Source organism: Rhodoblastus acidophilus, from assembly GCF_009720655.1.
GTDB lineage: Bacteria > Pseudomonadota > Alphaproteobacteria > Rhizobiales > Beijerinckiaceae > Rhodoblastus > Rhodoblastus acidophilus_A.
This window is the reverse complement of record NZ_WNKS01000029.1, coordinates 1-18,238: the sequence shown is the minus strand read 5'-3', so window position 1 is coordinate 18,238 and position 18,238 is coordinate 1. Positions and strand designations below refer to the sequence as shown.

16 protein-coding genes and 1 pseudogene are annotated in these 18,238 nt (G+C 63.5%); 6 read left to right on the top strand and 11 right to left on the bottom strand.

The genetic code is table 11. The features are described from left to right. Positions 1-6: 6 nt before the first annotated feature. Entirely contained in the window at positions 7-1,068 is a 1,062-nt protein-coding gene (locus tag GJ654_RS19635) for an efflux RND transporter periplasmic adaptor subunit (RefSeq protein ID WP_319802139.1), read from the bottom strand. Positions 1,069-1,330: 262 nt separating this feature from the next. On the opposite strand from GJ654_RS19635, the gene GJ654_RS19630 reads away from it, so the two are divergent. Continuing rightward, entirely contained in the window at positions 1,331-1,987 is a 657-nt protein-coding gene (locus GJ654_RS19630; RefSeq protein ID WP_155447878.1) for a TetR/AcrR family transcriptional regulator, read from the top strand. Positions 1,988-2,117: 130 nt separating this feature from the next. On the opposite strand, the pseudogene GJ654_RS19625 reads toward GJ654_RS19630, so the two are convergent. From GJ654_RS19625 to GJ654_RS19615, 3 genes and pseudogenes are all read right to left on the bottom strand, one after another. Then, positions 2,118-2,426 (bottom strand): annotated as a pseudogene (locus tag GJ654_RS19625) (transposase); the annotation flags it as partial. Between the two features lie 71 nt (positions 2,427-2,497). Further along, positions 2,498-4,939 (bottom strand): DNA topoisomerase (ATP-hydrolyzing) subunit B, encoded by a 2,442-nt coding sequence (gene gyrB / locus GJ654_RS19620; RefSeq protein ID WP_264586316.1) that lies wholly within the window; start codon positions 4,937-4,939, stop codon positions 2,498-2,500. A 115-nt stretch (positions 4,940-5,054) separates the two neighbouring features. Then, entirely contained in the window at positions 5,055-6,257 is a 1,203-nt protein-coding gene (locus GJ654_RS19615) for a penicillin-binding protein activator (RefSeq protein WP_155447876.1), read from the bottom strand. A gap of 160 nt (positions 6,258-6,417) precedes the next feature. Between GJ654_RS19615 and rsmI the strand changes: the two genes are divergently transcribed. From rsmI to rpmF, 3 genes are all read left to right on the top strand, one after another. After that, complete coding sequence (gene rsmI, locus GJ654_RS19610; protein ID WP_155447875.1) at positions 6,418-7,338, top strand: 16S rRNA (cytidine(1402)-2'-O)-methyltransferase; 921 nt, start codon at positions 6,418-6,420, stop codon at positions 7,336-7,338. Continuing rightward, positions 7,335-7,706: a YraN family protein gene (locus tag GJ654_RS19605; protein ID WP_155447874.1), complete on the top strand. Its 372-nt coding sequence runs from the start codon at positions 7,335-7,337 to the stop codon at positions 7,704-7,706. The genes rsmI and GJ654_RS19605 overlap by 4 nt, the downstream gene beginning before the upstream one ends. A 149-nt stretch (positions 7,707-7,855) precedes the next feature. Further along, the gene (gene rpmF, locus GJ654_RS19600; protein ID WP_155447873.1) at positions 7,856-8,044 is read left to right on the top strand and encodes a 50S ribosomal protein L32; all 189 of its coding nucleotides are present in this window, start codon (positions 7,856-7,858) and stop codon (positions 8,042-8,044) included. Positions 8,045-8,103: 59 nt separating this feature from the next. Here rpmF and GJ654_RS19595 read toward each other — a convergent pair whose 3' ends face one another. From GJ654_RS19595 to GJ654_RS19585, 3 genes are all read right to left on the bottom strand, one after another. Next, a complete protein-coding gene (locus GJ654_RS19595; protein ID WP_196305632.1) occupies positions 8,104-9,117 on the bottom strand; it encodes a restriction endonuclease in 1,014 nt (337 codons plus the stop codon). A 178-nt stretch (positions 9,118-9,295) separates the two neighbouring features. Continuing rightward, positions 9,296-10,021: an acetoacetyl-CoA reductase gene (phbB, locus tag GJ654_RS19590; protein ID WP_155447871.1), complete on the bottom strand. Its 726-nt coding sequence runs from the start codon at positions 10,019-10,021 to the stop codon at positions 9,296-9,298. A 76-nt stretch (positions 10,022-10,097) separates the two neighbouring features. Continuing rightward, positions 10,098-11,273 carry an acetyl-CoA C-acetyltransferase gene (locus tag GJ654_RS19585; protein WP_155447870.1) on the bottom strand — a complete coding sequence of 392 codons (1,176 nt, stop codon included), beginning with the start codon at positions 11,271-11,273 and terminating at the stop codon, positions 10,098-10,100. A 311-nt stretch (positions 11,274-11,584) separates the two neighbouring features. Between GJ654_RS19585 and phaR the strand changes: the two genes are divergently transcribed. Beyond that, complete coding sequence (phaR, locus tag GJ654_RS19580; RefSeq protein ID WP_155447869.1) at positions 11,585-12,202, top strand: polyhydroxyalkanoate synthesis repressor PhaR; 618 nt, start codon at positions 11,585-11,587, stop codon at positions 12,200-12,202. Positions 12,203-12,212: 10 nt separating this feature from the next. Here phaR and GJ654_RS21330 read toward each other — a convergent pair whose 3' ends face one another. Both GJ654_RS21330 and gloB read right to left on the bottom strand, forming a co-directional pair. Then, positions 12,213-14,114 carry a putative bifunctional diguanylate cyclase/phosphodiesterase gene (locus tag GJ654_RS21330; protein WP_155447868.1) on the bottom strand — a complete coding sequence of 634 codons (1,902 nt, stop codon included), beginning with the start codon at positions 14,112-14,114 and terminating at the stop codon, positions 12,213-12,215. A gap of 117 nt (positions 14,115-14,231) precedes the next feature. Then, positions 14,232-15,002, bottom strand: a complete 771-nt coding sequence (gloB, locus tag GJ654_RS19570) for a hydroxyacylglutathione hydrolase (protein ID WP_155447867.1) — start codon at positions 15,000-15,002, stop codon at positions 14,232-14,234. A gap of 120 nt (positions 15,003-15,122) precedes the next feature. On the opposite strand from gloB, the gene GJ654_RS19565 reads away from it, so the two are divergent. After that, positions 15,123-15,881 (top strand): class I SAM-dependent methyltransferase, encoded by a 759-nt coding sequence (locus tag GJ654_RS19565; protein WP_155447866.1) that lies wholly within the window; start codon positions 15,123-15,125, stop codon positions 15,879-15,881. A gap of 1 nt (position 15,882) precedes the next feature. Here GJ654_RS19565 and GJ654_RS19560 read toward each other — a convergent pair whose 3' ends face one another. Beyond that, a complete protein-coding gene (locus GJ654_RS19560) occupies positions 15,883-17,829 on the bottom strand; it encodes a M23 family metallopeptidase (RefSeq protein WP_342394937.1) in 1,947 nt (648 codons plus the stop codon). A gap of 136 nt (positions 17,830-17,965) precedes the next feature. Continuing rightward, a partial coding sequence (locus GJ654_RS21010) for a hypothetical protein (RefSeq protein ID WP_210350854.1) occupies positions 17,966-18,238 on the bottom strand: 273 nt, incomplete at its 5' end.

Genomic DNA, 18,238 nt, shown 5'->3' with positions numbered 1-18,238 from the left:
CCCGCTTTATCGCCGCGCGCCGCGCGAGACGATCTCGCCGGTGGTTTCGTCGATCACGGCCTCGACCGCCGCGACCTCCTGGCCGGGCCGCACCTTCATCGAGCCTTCCACCACGATGCGGTCGCCGTCGTTCAAACCGCTCTCAACCAGCCAGTTATGGCCGACGCTGCCGCCGATTTTCAGCGTGCGGCTTTCAACTTTGCCGTCATCGTCGACGAAAAGCGCAACGGGTTCGCCCCTCGTGTCGTGGGTGACGGCGCGCTGCGGGGCGAGGAAGGACGCCTTTTGCACGCCTTGCTCGACCACAGCCCGGACATACATGCCGGGCAGCAGCAGGTGGTCGGGATTGGGAAAGACGGCGCGCAGCGTGTACGTCCCGGTGGTCTGGCTGACGTTGTCCTCGCGCGCCTCCATCGTGCCTTCGAGCGGATAGAAACCGCCGTCGTCGAGGCGCAAGCGCACCCTCACATTGTCGCCGGAAATCTTCAGCACGCCCTTCCGCATCGCCTCCCGCAATTGCAGGAAGCGGGTGGCGGATTGGGTAATGTCGACAAAGATCGGATCGATGGTGCGTATGGTCGTCAGCAGAGCGGTCTGGTTGGCGGAGACCAGCGCGCCCGGCGTGAGCGAGGAGCGGTCGATGCGTCCCGAAATCGGCGCGGTGATCTTGGTGAAATCGAGATTGATTTTGGCAGTGGAGACGCTGGCTTCGGCGATCGCCACCGCCGCCTTCGCCTGGTTCAGCGTGGCGACCGCGTCGTCATAGTCCTGCTTGGCGATGGCTTTCTGCTGAACCAGCGTTGCATAGCGCTGCGCCTTGTTTTGCGCATTGGGGATAGCCGCCTGAGCCTGGGCGAGCGCCGCCAGAGCGTTGTCGTAGGAGGCTTTGTAGCTCGCCGGCTCTATGGTGTAGAGCACGTCGCCCGCCTTGACGTCGCAGCCCTCCTTGAACAATCGTTCGCGGATGAGCCCCGTGACCTGGGGACGCACTTCAGACACCAGGGACGCGCTGGTGCGGCCGGGGAGATCGGCGGTGATGACGACTGATTGCGGATGGAGGACGACCACGCTGACCTCTGCGCGCGGCGCCGGACCGCCCAGGCGTGGTCCTCCGCTGGGAGGACCTCCTGGTCCGCTCTCCTTGCAAGCGGAGAGCCCCAGCACGAGAGCAAGCGCGCCAGCCGCCAATGCGATCTTCGAGGAGCCGACGGGAGCCGGAATATGAACCCACATGTACGCGCCGCCTAATTATGGTACGGATTAGTTCCCTAAATAAACAGGCTGTGTTGGTCGGTCAACCAGGCTTAGGCGCAAGCGACGAGTTCCATTTATGAAAGAAGCAAAACGACCCCGCGGCCGTCCTCCAGTGGGATCCGATGAGGAGAGAAGTCAGGCGATTCTTGACCTCGCGCTCAAGATCTTTGTCGAGCAGGGCTACGCCGCCACCACCATGGACGAGTTGGCGGCGAAGGGGCATTGGTCCAAGCAGACGCTTTATCGCCTGTTTCCGTCAAAGGTGGCCTTGTTTGAGGCGTTGGCGGACCGGCACCGGCAATCGATGCTCGATTTTGGCGCGATCACTGATGAAGACCCTGTCGACATTGCGCTGGCGAAGATTTTCCGCGTGGATTTGACAGAGGCCGAAGATCTCAGCCGCAGGTCCATTTTGCAGCTTGCCGGCGCTGAGCGGGGCATGGCGCCGGAATTGGCGACCGCGATCCGAAGTTGCGGTTATGAGCCGTCACGCGCGCGATTGGCGCAGTGGCTTGAGAGCCGTCGGGCGCGGGGCGAACTCGTCTTCGAAGAAGAGTCCCTGGAATATGCTGGCATTCTCATGGCGATGATGTTCGTCGCGCCTGGCCTGCCCAGCGATCCTTCGGTTCCTCCATTCAATCCTGACCGCTATCGCGCTCATGTCAAACGCTGCATCGCCGTTTTTCTTGGAGGCGTTGGTTCGCCGGGGCTCCACTCAGCGCCTCCGCGTTGAGTCGCAGATCGGCAGGAAGAAGGTTGTGCGGAAGCTGTCAAAGGCTGGACGACTGCTTAGAGTATCCCCGGCTAACATGACGCAAATCCGTTGAGCTACTCCCCGTTGGTTGGACAAATTTCGGGGGGGTTTAAGCTACTCTCTTTGTCTGCTGGTTGGGTTGAATGGCATTCCAATAAACCATGGCAGGCGGCCGCCCGCCATGGGCGGCGTGAGGCCGCTGGCGATTGTAGAAAGTGATCCAGCGGCCGATCTCGGCCCTAGCCTGCGAGCCCGTTTCCCAGGCGTGCAGATAAACGCACCCATACTTCAGCGACCGCCAGAGCCGTTCGATGAAGATATTGTCGATGCAGCGTCCCTTGCCGTCCATCGAGATCCTGACGCCGCCGTGCTTCAGGCGGTCGGCCCAGGCGAAGGATGTGAACTGGCTGCCTTGGTCGTAGGTCTTGTGCCCTTTCGCCGGCTTGCTGGTGTTGGGCTTCTGGTAGATCGGCGTCAGTCAGCTCTCTCTCAAACGTCGAGGTTGGCGACGTTCAGCGCGTTGTCCTGGATGAATTCGCGGCGCGGTTCCACCACGTCGCCCATCAGCTTGACGAACAGGTCTTCGGCTTCGTCGCCTTCCTTGACCTTCACCTGCAACAGCGATCGCGCTTCACGGTCCAGCGTGGTTTCCCAGAGCTGTTCCGGGTTCATTTCGCCCAGACCCTTGTAGCGTTGCTGCGTCACGCCCTTGCCGCCAGCCGCGAGGACGGCGGACAGCAGCGCCATGGGGCCGCTGATCGGCGTTTCGTCGCCGCGACGCAGCAAGGTCGCCGGCGACGAAAAACTCTGGCGCAGGCTCGCCGCGCGCTCGTCGAGGCGGCGCGCCTCCGCCGACGCCAGCAGTCCGGCGTCGAGTTGGAAGACCTGCTTGACGCCCCGCAATTCCCGCGTCAGCACGAATCCGCCGTTCTCTGAGCGGCCGGTCCAGCCACGCTCGACGTCGTCGGCGAGCGCGTCCAGACGCGCCGCGATCTCCTGCGCCTTTGCGGCGGCGTCCTCATCGGACAGAGCGCTCAGAGGCTTGAGCGCTCCTGAAATCGCCGCTTGCTCGACCGCGCCCCGGTCATAGCGGTTGTGCAACTGGTTGAGCACCTGGCGAATGAAGCGCGCCTCCTCGACCAGACCGCGCAAATCGGCCCCGGCGCGCTCCTCGCCCGAGGCAAGCCGCAACACCGAGCCCTCCACGCCATTGGCGATGAGGTAATCGTCCATGGCCTTTTCGTCCTTGAGATATTGCTCGGACGATCCGCGCTTCACCTTGAACAGCGGCGGCTGCGCGATATAGAGGAAACCGTTTTCGATCAGCGGCCGCATCTGCCTGTAGAAGAAGGTGAGCAGCAAGGTGCGGATGTGGGAGCCGTCCACGTCCGCGTCGGTCATTACGATGATCTTGTGATAGCGCAGCTTCTCGATGTTGAATTCGTCGTGGCCGATGCCGGCGCCGAGCGCGGTGATCAGCGTGCCGATCTGTTCGCTCGACAGCATTTTGTCGAAGCGCGCGCGTTCGACGTTGAGAATTTTTCCGCGCAGCGGCAGGACCGCCTGGTATTCGCGGGCGCGGCCCTGTTTGGCGGAGCCGCCCGCCGAATCGCCCTCGACGATGAACAGTTCGGCCTTGGCGGGGTCGCGCTCCTGGCAATCCGCCAGTTTTCCCGGGAGATTGGCGACGTCCAGCGCGCCTTTTCTGCGCGTGAGCTCACGCGCCTTGCGCGCCGCCTCGCGCGCGGAGGCCGCCTCCACCACCTTGCCGACCACGTTCTTGGCCTCGGCGGGGCTTTCTTCAAGCCATTGGCCCAAGAACTCGCTGACGATGCCTTCCACCGCGGGCCGGACCTCGGACGAGACCAGCTTGTCTTTGGTCTGCGAGGAAAATTTGGGGTCGGGCACCTTGACGGAGACGACACAGGTCAAGCCTTCGCGGCAATCCTCGCCGGTGAGATCGACCTTCTCCTTCTTGCTCAAGCCGGAGCTTTCCGCATAGCCCGTGACCTGCCGGGTCAGGGCGGCGCGGAAACCGGCGAGATGGGTGCCGCCGTCGCGCTGGGGGATGTTGTTGGTGAAGACCAGAACATTCTCGTGGTAGGAATCATTCCACCACAAAGCCGCCTCCACCGTGATGCCGTCGCGTTCGCCGCGCATCTGGATGGGTTTTGTGATCAGCGGCGACTTGGCGCGATCGAGGTAACGCACGAAAGCTTCGAGGCCGCCCTCGTAATGGAGCGTTTCGGTCTTGGTTTCGGCGTGCCGGGCGTCGGTGAGGACGATGCGCACTCCGGAATTCAGGAACGCCAGTTCGCGCAGCCGATGTTCGATCGTGGCGTAATCGAATTCCGTCGCCGAAAACGTTTCGGGAGAGGGCAGGAAGGTCACGGATGTGCCACGCTTGGGTTTGCCGTCCTCAATGGGGGCCTCGCCAACCACCTTGAGCGGCGCGACGGCGTCGCCGTGGGCGAAATCGATTTCGTGCTCGAGACCGTCGCGCCAGATGCGCAGGCTAAGCTTCGAAGACAGCGCATTGACAACGGACACACCGACGCCGTGCAGTCCGCCGGACACTTTATAACTGTTCTGGTCGAATTTTCCGCCCGCGTGGAGCTGGGTCATGATGACCTCGGCGGCCGAAATCCCTTCTTCGGAATGCAGGCCCGTGGGAATGCCTCGCCCGTTGTCGGTAACGGTGCAGGAGCCATCCGCGTTGAGCGTCACGGTGACGAGGGTGGCGTGGCCGGCGAGGGTTTCGTCGATGGCGTTGTCGACGACCTCGTAAACCATGTGGTGGAGGCCGGAGCCGTCGTCGGTGTCGCCGATATACATGCCGGGCCGCTTGCGCACCGCGTCGAGGCCGCGCAGCACCTTGATCGAATCCGCGCCATATTCAGAATTGGAGGGGGCTGCGGTTTCGTCGGTCACTTGGGAATCCTTGGGAAAAAAAGGGCGTTTCGGCACCTTGATTCGGAGCCGGCATCATAGCGAAAAATCGGGCGAAAGGACGATGGAGCGCAGGAATCCCGCCGCTTATTCCCGATCAGGCGCCCGACAGGCTGCGCGGCGCCGGGCTGACCACCACGGTTGAGCCATTGTTGACCTGAAGCACCGCCAAACCGCGTTCGTTGCCGCCATCGGGCTTAAAGCGGAACACGCCATCGGCGCCGTTGAAACCCGTGGATGCCGCCAGAACCTCTTCGCTGAACCGGCGGGCGCCCTGGGTGCGCGCCAAAGCGGCGGCGAGCGAAACGGAATCGTAGGCCAGGGTCGCCACGCGTGTGGGATCTGAGCCGAATTTGGCGCGATAGCGCTGGGCGAAGGCGACGAAGCCCGCATTCTCCGGCGAGGCGAACCAGGCGCCCTGTAGGGCGGGCAGGCTCAGAACGCGGGAATCGTTCCACAATCCGGTGCCGAGGATTTGGACTTTCCGCGCGTCGAGACCGTTCGCGGTCAGCGCGCGGGCGACTTCGGGCATAGCCGACGCCTGTTCCGGAATGAACAGAGCGTCGATCTGGTCGCCGAGCGCAGCGATCTTGCTTGCGGCCCCGGCCGCGCCGCCGGCCCTGTAACGCTCGATCGCCGCCACGCGCATGTCGCGCCGCGCCGCGGACGTCTGCAACGCCCCCACGGCGACGTTCGCATAGTCGTTTTCCGGCGCCATCACGGCGATCGATTTCTTTCCGCGGCTGGCGGCGTAATCGACGATGCGGTCGACATAACTTTCGACCAGGAACGACAGGAGATAGACGTTCCTGGAGGTCACCGACATGTCGGTGGAAAACGCGATCACCGGTTTGCCGGCGCCGCGCGCCACCTCGGCGGCGGCGCGCACATCGGCAGCGAACAGCGGCCCCAGGATCAGTTCGGCGCCTTCGTTGATTGCGGCCTGTGTGGCTTCCCGCGCGCCATCGGGCGTCGAACGGTCGTCCTTGACCAGAACGGTGATGTCGGACGCTCCCGCCTCCGAAAGCGCGAGTTCAGCGGCGTTGCGCATGGACAGGCCGACCGCGCTTTGTCCCGCGCCTTGGGTGAGCGGGAGAATCAGGCCGACTTTGACGGGCCCGGAGCCAATGACGCCATTCGCGGCGCCGGGAAGAGCGGACGATTGCACGGGGGTCACGGGCGCGTTCAGCGGCTCCTCGGCCCGGGTCGAGGGGCCAAATCCCGGATTCAAGCAGCCGGAAAGCGCCGCGAGCGCGCAGCAACCGACAATTCGAAGCAAGAAGTCCCTGGAAAGCCGCAATCGATTTCTCCGCGTTGCGCCGATGGTTCAGCTGTACGCGCTTGACAGATCCTGAAGCTCAGTCATACGGCATAGGCGCGCAGTCTGGCAACTGAAAGCGGCGAATCGCCGCCGCCACGCCCGAATTCCCGCGCTTTTTTCCTTGTCGAAAGGCGGCGCCATGGCGCAGGACCCGTCGCATCCGCAACCGATCTCCTCCTTCGTCGCGTTCGGCTTGCGCGCCGAGGTCGAAAGGATCGCACCCGGCTTGCACGTCGTCGCCACGCCGATCGGAAATCTGCGCGACATCACCTTGCGCGCGCTGGCGACGCTCGCGGCCGCCGACGCCGTGGTCGCCGAGGACACGCGCGTCAGCCGCAACCTGCTTGCGCATTATGGAATCGCCACGCCGCTCGTCGCCTATCACGAGCACAATGCCGCGGTCATGCGGCCCATCCTGCTGGCGCGGCTGCAAAAAGGCGAAAGTCTGGCCTTGATTTCCGATGCGGGCACGCCGCTGGTGTCGGATCCCGGATACAAGCTGGTTACCGAGGCCCTGGCGCTTGGTTTGCCGGTGACGTCGGCGCCGGGACCCTCGGCGGTGCTCGCCGCATTGGTCGTCGCGGGCCTGCCGACCGACCGCTTTTTCTTCGAAGGATTCTTGCCCTCCAAAAGCGGCGCCCGGCGGGCGCGCATCGCCGAGCTGGCCTCGATTCCGGGGACGCTGGTGTTTTTCGAGTCGCCGCGCCGGCTGGCGGAAACCCTCGTCGATCTCGCCGCTGTGCTGGGCGCGCGCGAGGCGGCGGTCGCGCGCGAGCTGACAAAACATTTCGAGTCCGTGCGGCGCGGAGCGCTCGATCAACTGGCGGCGGATTATGAGCGGGACGGGCCGCCGAAAGGCGAAATCGTGCTGCTGGTGGCGCCGCCCGGCGAGGAGGCCCCCGCCCTCGCGGGACCGGCGCTCGATGACCGCATCCGCGCCGCCCTGCAAAAATTCTCGCTCAAGGACGCCGCCAGCATTGTCGCCGCCGAAACCGGCCAGCCCCGCCGGACGATTTACGCGCGCGCCCTGGAGCTCTCCAGCGAAGACAAGCGGGAATGAGCCGCGACCGGCATAGCGCGCGCGCTTTCGGCGTGCGGGCCGAGACGCTGGCGTCCCTCTGGCTGCGAGCGAAATTTTTTCAGGTTGTCGCCCGCAATTTCACCGTTCCCGGCGGGGAAATCGACATTGTCGCCCGGCGCGGCGATGTCATCGCCTTCGTCGAGGTCAAGGCGCGGCCGCGGCTCGAAGACGCCCAGGAGGCGATCGGGGCCGTAAAAATCGCCCGCATTTCGCGGGCGGCGCGCTTCTGGCTGGCGCGCAACCCCTGGGCGGCCGGCTTCACATTTCGCGGCGACGCGGTCTTTGTCGCCTCAGGCCGCGCGCCGCTGCATGTGGTCGACGCCTTCACGCTCGACATGTTTCGCTGACTTGGCCTGTTTGGACGACCCGGCGTTTTTTTGTCGCGAGCTCTAGCCTTTTCACAACTTTCTCTGTATGGAACGCGCTCTTGAATTTCCGCGCGACCTCGGGATTGCGCGCCTTGTAAAGACTCGCGCGAGCGGGCACGGAGATTGAAATGGCTGTTCCGAAAAGAAAAACCTCGCCGATGAAGCGCGGCTTCCGTCGCTCGGCCGACGCGCTGGCCGCCCCGACCTATGTCGAGGACAAGGATTCCGGCGAACTGCGTCGCCCGCACCACGTCGATCTCAAGACCGGCATGTATAATGGCCGTCAGGTCCTGTCGATTAAGTCGAAGGAAGACTGATCCCTGGATAGAGAGTGCAGATGAAAAGGCCGGGATTTCCCGGCCTTTTTCTTGGCCCTCTACTCGACTTGCTCGAAATCTGGCACGAGCAGGCGTTTCAGCGGAATAAGCTTGCGAAATTTGACGCCGAGGCCGTCGTAGTATTTTTCGACGAGGCCGACGAATTCCGCGCCGTCGATCAGTTTCAGATTGGCCTTGGCGCGGGCGAACTCACGAGCGGCCGCCGTGTAGCCGCCGGTCGCGATGTAGATGCCGACATCGCGCTCGTGGATCATCGCGTAGAACGACTTGACCAGATCCGCGCCGATGTTGCCGTCATGCGCCTTCACCTGGATTTTCAGGATTGGCGGCTCGATGCCGAGCTCATCGCGGTGCGCGATGACGTCTATGCCGTCATCGCGCGAGGCGCGCGTCGCGTGGGCGTTATAGCCCATGGCCCGGAACAGGTCGGCGACAAAAGGCTCGATCGGCGAACCCTTCAACTCGGTCTTGAGCTTTTTCGAGATGAAATCCCGGGTGGTCTCGACGATGTCGCGCGCGACCACCGCCTGGGTGTCGTCCTCGACAAGCGCGCTGGCGCTCTCGCCCGCACCGGCTGGCGGCTCGAAACGGCGCACAAACTCCGCGACGAAATTGCGAATTTCAAAGATCGTCAGCGTGGCGCCCAGCTCATAGAGAGCGCCCTGGGAAAACTCCTCGCGCGCCAGCGATTTCAGCCACCGGACCCCTCGGCGATGCGGGAAATCCGGATTGGTCGAGCGGTCGTAGAGATAGGGCGTGGATATTTCGCCCCACAACAAGGTGCGATCGATCTTGCGGGGATAGACGACGCGGTCGCCGATTTTCATTTCGTGGACGAACCGGAACAATTGCCCCGCCTGAATCGGGATCGCGCTCGGCTTTTGCCCGCGATCTTCCGCGAACGCGGCCTTGAAGGCGGCGCGTTGCGCGGGCAGGGCGCTGACGTCGCGGTCGACGCTGAGAAAGCTGACGGCCAGCAGGCCGTTTTCAATGAAGAGCGGGTCAGCTTCGCTCTCGCCGCCGGCGCGAATGGCCCAGACCCGGTAGCTCATTTTTCGTCCATGAAATGGACGGCCTGGATGATCCAGGCCGTCGGCTTGAGCGCTTCGATCCGGAAATCCCTCAAGGATTTTCGAGCCGAAGCTTATGCTAAGGCGATCATGGGCGCCATCGCGCTCAAATGCAAGGATCTTCGCCGGTCCCGCTTGCGTCGCAGGGGACCGGTTGAGATCAGACCATGTACTGGCCACCGTTCGCGGAAAGCGTCGAGCCGGTGATGAAGCCGGCCTCATCCGCGACCAGGAAGACCACGGCGCGGGCGATTTCCTCGGGTTCGCCGAGGCGTCCCACGGGAATCAGCGGGAGAATCGCCTTTTCCAGCACCGCCGGATCAATGGCGCGAACCATTTCGGTGCCGATATAGCCGGGGCACACCGCATTCACGGTGATGCCGGCGCGGGCGCCTTCCTGCGCCAAAGCCTTGACGAAGCCGATGTCGCCGGCCTTGGCCGCAGAATAGTTCACCTGGCCCATCTGGCCCTTCTGGCCGTTGACCGAGGAAATGCAGACGATGCGGCCGAACTTGCGCGCCCGCATGCCTTCCCAGACCGGGCGGGACATGTTGAACAGCGAGTTCAGGTTGGTGTTGATGACCCCGTACCACTGTTCCTTGGTCATCTTGTGGAACATGCCGTCCTTGGTGATGCCGGCGTTGTTCACCAAAATGTCGATCGGGCCGAGGTCCGCCTCGACCTTGGCGATGCCGGCGGCGCAGGCGTCATAATCGGACACGTCCCACTTGTAGACAGAGATGCCAGTTTCGGCCTTGAATTTTTCGGCGGCTTCGTCGTTGCCGGCGTAGGACGCCGCGACCTTGTAGCCCGCCGCCTTGAGCGCCTTGGAAATGGCGGCGCCGATTCCGCGCGTGCCGCCGGTGACGATTGCGACTCGAGACATTCATTCCTCCCCTTTTTCATGAAATAAACAAAACGCGCCGGCGCGGACGCCCCGGCGCGTTGGAAAATTCGGCCCTTTAGCGCTCAACGGTCAGGGCAATGCCCATGCCGCCGCCGATGCACAGCGTGACGAGGCCCTTCTTGGCGTCGCGCTTGAGCATTTCGTGCAGCAGGGTGACGAGCACGCGGCCGCCCGAGGCGCCGATCGGATGGCCGATGGCGATGGCGCCGCCGTTGACGTTCACCTTGGAGGTGTCCCAGCCAAGCTCCCTGTTGACCGAAATCGCCTGGGCGGCAAACGCCTCGTTGGCTTCGACCAGGTCGAGATCCCCGGTGGTCCAGCCGGCCTTGGCCAGCGCCTTGCGCGAGGCCGGGATCGGGCCGGTGCCCATGATGGCGGGATCGACGCCGGCGGTCGCCCAGGAGGCGATGCGCGCAATAGGCGTGAGACCACGTTTCGCGGCCTCGGCGGCGGTCATCAGCACGACAGCGGCGGCGCCATCATTGATGCCGGATGCGTTGCCGGCGGTCACCGTGCCGTCCTTGCTGAACGCCGCGCGAAGCTTGGCGAGCGCGTCATAGGTGACGCCGTCGCGGATGAACTCGTCGGTGTCGACGACGATATCCCCCTTCTTGGTCGAGATCGTGTAGGGAATGATCTCGTCCTTGAACCGGCCGGATTTTTTCGCCGCTTCCGCCTTGTTCTGCGACGCCGTCGCGAACTGGTCCTGCTCCTCGCGGGTGATCTGATATTTGGTGGCGATGTTCTCCGCCGTCGTGCCCATGTGGTAGCCGTGGAAGGCGTCGGTCAGGCCGTCGCGCAGCATGGTGTCGAGAAGCTTCATTTCTCCCATTTTCACGCCGTTGCGCAGATAGGCGGCGTGCTGGGACTGCGACATGCTCTCCATGCCGCCGGCGACGATGATGCTGGCGTCGCCGTTGAGGATCTGCTGCATGCCGAGCGCGACGGTGCGCAGGCCGGAGCCGCACAACTGGTTGATGCCGAACGCAGTTTTCTCGTCGGGTATGCCCGCCTTGCGCGCGGCTTGGCGGGCCGGGTTCTGGCCCTCGCCGGTGGCCAGAATCTGGCCGAGAATGACCTCGTCGACGTCGGCGGCCTCGACCTTGGCGCGTTCGAGCGCGCCCTTGATGGCCGCCGCGCCCAGATGATGGGCCGGGACGTTGGCGAAAGCTCCGCTGAAGGAGCCCACCGCGGTGCGGGCGGCAGAAACGATCACGACATCAGTCGACATGCAGATTCCTCCGGAAGGTCGCCGTGGCCCTTTTGGACGCGACGTACATCGGCGACTTGCGGCTAGTTTGATCATTTCGCCCACCGCATGGTCAAGGCGGATGGCGGTTCGAATTATGGTCTTTTGGTTGTAGGGCCGCTGCGTTCACACGATCGTGCGACCTTGGTGCGGCGGCCAAGAGGGACGATAATGCGTATAATGGTCAATCCATGAGCGATTCCCGAGAACTCGGCTTGCCAATTTCCCTGAACGGGGTTTTTCTTGCGCCAATCGCAGTGAACATCCGGCCGTCGGCCGAGCAGGACCGGGAAATGACCAACGAAAAGCAACCTGTCACGATCAAGAAATACGCAAATCGCCGCCTCTACAACACCGGCGCCAGCGCTTACGTGACTTTGGACGATCTCGCGGAAATGGTGAAGGCGGGGGAGGATTTCGTCGTTTTTGACGCCAAGAGCGGCGAAGACATCACGCGCTCGGTGCTCGCGCAGATCATTTTCGAGCAGGAAGGCAAGACCGGTCAGAATCTCCTGCCGATCCGCTTCCTTCGCCAATTGATCCGCTACTACGGCGATTCGATGCAGATGCTCGTGCCGAGCTATCTCGAATTTTCCATCGAGCGGCTGGCGACGGACAGCCAGAAGTTTCGCGATCAGTTCGATGCGGCCTTCACCGCCAATCCGCTCGCTAATCCCCTGGCGACGCCGACACGGCAGATGTTCCAGTCCATGGAGGAGCAGGCGCGCAAAAACATGGTGATGTTCCGCGAGGCGCTCCAGATGTTCTCCCCCTTCGGCGCGGCCGGGACCGCAACTGCGGTCACGACCGATCCGACCAAGGCGACCGCCGTCGATGAACTGAGCGAGATGCGCGCCCAACTGGCTGACATGAAGAAGCGCATCGACAGCCTGACCCGGAAAGACGGATAGGAACCAAGCCTCAGGCCTGGGCGGCGGTCGTGACCTCGGGAACGGTCGCGGGGGCGAAGAAATCGCCTTGCAGATATTCCACCCCCCAGTCGGTGAGGATTTTCGCGGTTTCGGCGTCTTCGACCCATTCGGCGACGACAGGCAGGCCGACATGGCGGGCGAGGTCCACCAGCGTCTTGACGAAAAAGCGGTCGTCGGCGGAGCGCGCCAGATTTTGCACGAAGGCGCCGTCAATCTTGACCAAATCGAAGTTGAAGCGGCGAAGATTCTTGAACGAGGTGTGACCGGCGCCGAAATCGTCCATGGCCACGCGCGCGCCGAACATCTTGATTTCGGTGACGGCCCGCACGGTCGCGTCGACGTCTTCGATCGCGCAGGTTTCGGTGAACTCGATGGTCAGGCGTGTGGCCAGTTCCGGGAACGGACCCAGCTTGGCGCGCAAATGGGAGACGAATCCGGCGTTCATCACCGTGCGGCCGGACATGTTCACCGACAGACGCAGATTGCGATCCTCCATGAGTTTTTTCAGGGCGAGTTCGAGGATCCGGTGATCGACCCTCTGGATCAGGTCGGATTTTTCGGCGGTCGGCAGGATCGATGATGGCGACACCAGCGCGCCATCCGTCCGGCGCAAGCGCATGAGCGCCTCGTAGATCGCCGTCGCGCCCGTGCGGGTGTCGATCAAGGGTTGAAAGGCCAGCACGATGCGTCCGTCGTTCAAGGCCGCGACGATTTCGTCCGAAACCTTCAACGCTTTCATCCGCAAGTCTTGTTGCGTCAAGGACGGCTCATAGGCGACGAGCCGCGTTCCGCCCGGTTGGCGCGCGAGGTCCAGCGCCTCTTCGGCGTGCTGGAAAAGCAAATGCACGGCGCGCCCGTTTCGGGGCGCGACGACCGCGCCCACGCGCAACGTGGCGGGCACGGGACCGGCCGCCGTCTCGAAGGGCGTGTCGCCAATGAGTTCGATGAGCCGCTCGGCGGCGGCGGCCAATTCCGTCGCGTCGCAATTTTCGAGCACCAGCGCGAACTTGTTGCCTGCATAGCGCGCGACGAGATCGCGCTCGCGGCAATTGATCCTCAGGCGCTGCGCGACCCCGGCGATCACCTCGTCGGCTATGTCGTAGCCATAGGTGCGGTTGAGCAGAAAGACATTGTCGATCGCCGCCAGCAGAGCGGCGAAACTCTGCTTCTTCTTCGCCGCCTGCGCGTAGAACAGCGGCGCCTGTTCAAGCAAGCTGGCCCGATTGAGCACGCCGGTCAGCGTATCGAAGCGGGATGTGAACGCCAATTGGCGCTCATGCCTGTAGCGTTCCGTGATCACGCGCACCAGCCCGTGAGCGCGGGTCGGCCGGCCGTCGGAGCCAGCGAACCAGCGGCCGGTGTCTTCGATCCAGATTGTCGCCGCGCGCGTTTCAGGCGGGACCAGCCCGTAACAGATCTGGAACGGCACGCCATTCCCGCAGTCTGTCTCCGAGGAGCGCGCAATGGCTTCGTACCGGGAGCTTTCGCTTTCGTGAGACAGGCGCTCAGCGAAGGCGCGGCCGGTCGATATGGACGCGAGATTGGCGATGCCGAGCACCGCCGCGACATTGGGTCCCCAGCTGATGTGGTCGCTGCGCAGGTCCCAGTCGTAAACGACTTCTCCGATCGAATCGAGAATGCGGCGTGGATCGGGGGCCTCAGCCGGGATCGGAGACAGCGCCGTGTCTTGGCCGGTGAACGCTTCGGCCAGGGGAGGAGCCGGCGCGATGATCGGAAGGGGCGGAGATGCCAGGGGGGGTTGGCTTGGCAAGGAGCTTTCGGTTTCCAGACGTCGTTCAACGCTCGGCCCGATCTCCTCCTGGGCGATGTGCGCCTCGGCTTCGGCCGTGGTCTTCCTGGGCGCGCGAGAGGCCAAATAGCGAAGTTGCACGGGCGTGGTTCCGAGAGGCACAATTGCGCTTCAGGTTTGCCGCTCTTCAGTTAAGAGCGCGTTTAGGAGGGCCGAAAAGCGCCTCGGCGGCGTGAAAGCCGAGGAGGCGGCAAGGGCTCAGGCACGGTTCTTTCTTTCTCGCAATTCGGCGAAAACCGCGTCGCTTTCGGCTGTTTCCATCCCGAGACTCCTGCGCAGCGCTGAATCGTCGGCGCGCAAAAATGGGTTGGTCGCGCGCTCTCGCCCGATTGTTGTGGGCAGCGTGAAGGCGCCGTGAGCCCGCAAGGTCTCCGCTTCGGCCATGCGATCCCGCAGCGCTCTGTTGTCCGGATCGACCGTCAGGGCGAAGCGCCCGTTCGCCAGCGTGTATTCATGGCCGCAATAGACCTTGGTTTCCGCCGGGAGCGCCGCCAAACGCATGACGCTGGCGTGCATCATCGGCATGTCTCCTTCCATGACTCGGCCGCAGCCGAGCGAAAACAGCGTGTCGCCGGTGACGACCACGGCCTCGTCCGGCAGATGATAACAGACATGGCCAAGCGTGTGGCCGGGCGTTTCAAGAACGCGCGCCGAACAGGCCCCGAAGGCGATCACGTCGCCGTCGACGACGGCAAGGTCGAGTTGCGGCAGCCGATGCGCGTCTTTGCGCGCGCCAACCACGCGCGCGTCGGGAAAGCGCGCCTTGAGGGCCGCCACGCCGCCGATGTGGTCTTGGTGGTGATGGGTGATCCAGATATCGGTGAGCCGCCAGCCCGTGGCGTCCAGCGCCGCGACGATCCGGTCTGCGTCCGGGGCGTCGAAGGCAACCGTCGCACCCGTCTCGGACTCATGCGCCAACAGGCCGAAATTGTCGCTCAAACATTGAAAAAGCTGAAACTGGGCGGCCATGGAAACCCTCCGGACCAAGAGTCGCAAGATTATCGGCCTCGCGGGGAAATGCACACGCCGTTTTTTCGTCGGGGTCCATTAGGTCTTGCGCGCCCGCGCATTTTGTGCCGATCCTGTCCCATGGCGCTTGATGTCACCGATCTTCGCAGTTTCTACGCGTCCTCCCTTGGGAAAACCGCCCACAATCTGGTCTGCGCGCATGTCGCGCGCCGCTGGGACAATCTCGCCGGCCTCTCCGTCCTGGGCATGGGCTATGCGACGCCCTATCTGGATCGTTTTCGCGGCCAGGCCCTTCGGTTGCTGGCGATGATGCCGGCCGAACAGGGTGTGGTGAACTGGCCCTCCGAGGGCGCCTCGGCGTCCGCGCTGATCGATGACACCATGCTGCCGCTTCCCGATTCGTGCATTGACAGGGTTCTGCTCACCCACGCCCTTGAGACCGCCGAACATCCGCGAGAACTGCTCGAAGAGATTTGGCGCGTTCTCACCCCGGGCGGGCGCCTGATGGTCGTTGCGCCGAATCGCTCGGGTCTCTGGGCCCGGCTCGATACGACGCCGTTCGGGCATGGACGGCCGTTTTCGCGCGGCCAATTGCTTGACCTGATGCGAGAATCTCTGTTTTCGCCGATCTATTGGAGCGAGGCGCTCTACACGCCGCCCCTGGATCGGGCGGTGGTGTTGCGCCTGGCGCCAGCGATTGAGGGCGTTTCCGCCAAATTGTCGTTGCCGGGCGCGGGCGTGATTCTGGTCGAAGCGACGAAGCAATTGTACCGCCTGGTCGGTGCGCGGCGCGTGCGGCGGAGCTTGCCGGAACTGGCGCCGGCGCTGACGCCCGCCATGGCGCCGCGTCCAATGGGATCGGGCCGGGATCTGCGTTGAGCTATTTGCCCGCGACCTGAGAATTGTTGGGCGCCTTGGCCATCAAGGCGTCGATTCGGTCGCGCTCCTTTTTGAACTCGGCAAGCAGCTTGCCTTCGAACTGGCGTGTCTTCGCCAGTCGAACGCGGAGCGGATCGACGAAATGGCCGTTGACGATGACCTCGTAATGGAGATGGGGTCCTGTCGCGAGCCCCGAAGCGCCGAGATAGCCGACGATCTGGCCCTGTTTGACGTGAGCCCCTTCCCGCAGGCCGCGCGCAAACGCCGACATGTGATTGTAAGTGGTCACATATCCGTTGTTGTGCTCGATCTCCACGCGACGTCCGTAACCGGAATCCCAGCCCGCCTTGATGATCGTTCCATTGCCGGCGGCGAAGATCGGCGTGCCAATCGGCGCGGCCCAGTCCACCCCGTTATGCGGACGGGTGTAATGGAGGATCGGATGGAAGCGCATGCCAAAAACGGAGCGGAGTTCGCCCGAGGCGATGGGCTTTCGCACCAGGAACTTGCGCGTTGATTTGCCGGAGGGGTCGAAATAGTCGACGCCCTGGTCGTCCATGGATTGAAACCGGTAATATCGGTAAGTCTCTCCCCGCGCCGTGATCGAGGCGTAGAGCAACTCGGCGTGGTCGCCATCCTCGCCATTGTCGAAAAATGCATCGATGGAGTCGCCGCCGGCGACCGGACGCTGGAAATCGACGTCGTTCCCGAAGGTGCGGACCATCTGATCGATGATCGGGCGGGGAAGGTCCTGCTTGAGGGCGGTTTCGTAGAGTGAGTTGTAGAGCCGCATCCCGCCGGACTCTTCGTCTTCGTCGTCGTCGCTCTGCTGCGCCTTGCGCGCCTTGGCGTTGGCGTCAGCGGCCTGCGCGTTCTCAAGCAGGAGATATCGACCGCTGTCGGCCAGCGCCACCGAAGCCTTGATCTTCTCCTCGTCGTAGACGGTGAGGCGCGCCAACTGGAGCGTCGCGGCGCCCTCCGTCTCCGCGAAGGACAATTTGACCCGGCGTCCCTCCGAAATGGCGTCGTTGGCGCGGCGCGAATTGAATGCGTCTTTCACGGCCGTGATGGTGGATTTTTGCACGCCCGCGGCGGCCAAGACGTCGTCGAGCCCCTCACCCCGGCGGATGATCACGAGCTTGTCCCGCGCGTCGCGCATCGCGTCGGAATCGCCGACGGGATTGGTCGTTCGCGGCGCCAGCGTCACATTTTCTGGAACCATCCGCACTTCTATGGATGAGAAGGGCGAACTGACATTGATGTTGCCAGGCGTCGCATAGGCGAGACCTGGCCCGTTGGCGTCAAATGAGGCGCGGCTCGTCCGCATGAGCAGCAGTTGCGGAGGGAGGGTCGGAGACGCCTTCGAGCCGCTGGTCTGGGCGTGCTTGAGCGTCTCGGCGACCTGCGCGCGCACTTCGTCGAGGGATAGGGCGCCGTTCGGCGCGTTGAATTGGGTCGTTGACAGGTCGGCGACGGTAAAACTGACTTCGGCGACGTCGGGCGCCGGCGCGGGTTCAGGCGCCTCGGGCGCCGGATTGCTCGAATCGGCAAGCAACTTCAGTGGATTGAATTCCGGGACATCAGCGCCAAGGCCGGTGTCCGCCAGGGTGAGCGTCGTCGATACGCGCGTAAAAGTTCTGTTCTTGATGACTTCGTGGTCGCCGACCCTGATCGCCGTGGGCGTCTTGTAAGTCTGCTTCGCCGCGACAATGTCGACCGATTTGATCAGGCGATCGCCCTTGGCGGGATTCACCTTTTCGCTTTCGCCCTGGTCTTTCCGGTTCAGCAGGGCGCGCGTTGGCGCCTCAGCGAAATTCGCTTCGCGGTCAAAGGCGGCATAAATGGCGCCGCCCAGCAAACCTGCTCCGATCAGTCCGGTGAGCCCTGAGCCGGCGAGCCATCGCAGCGAGACGCGCCGCGCCGACTCTCCGCGTCTTTCGCCGCGCACGTCGAGGGGCGGCTCCGCGCCACTCGCGGAGGAGAATCTCATGCGCCGGGACGAAGATGCTGAGCGGAATGCCATGAATTTGCCCGATGGCGCCAAAGATTCGGCCTCCGAGGAAGCTTGACAGACAGAGATAGCTTCAAAAAACGCCCCTGTCTCCTGTCCCCCTTGAAGGCGCGGCCATATACATCGGCAAAACATGGCTCAAATGCGACGCTGGCGCTTTGGCGGCGCTCGTCGCGTGGAGTCTGCGGACTTTGCGCCTGAATCCAACTTTTTCCATTTTTTTGTCATTTTCGGGTTGACGGTTCAGATTGGATGGCCGTATAAGCCACCCATCGACGGCGTCGCTGCCGGTCACTGGCGGCGGACGCTGACGCGTCTTCATCTGATCCTTGAGGGGGTTAGGCCG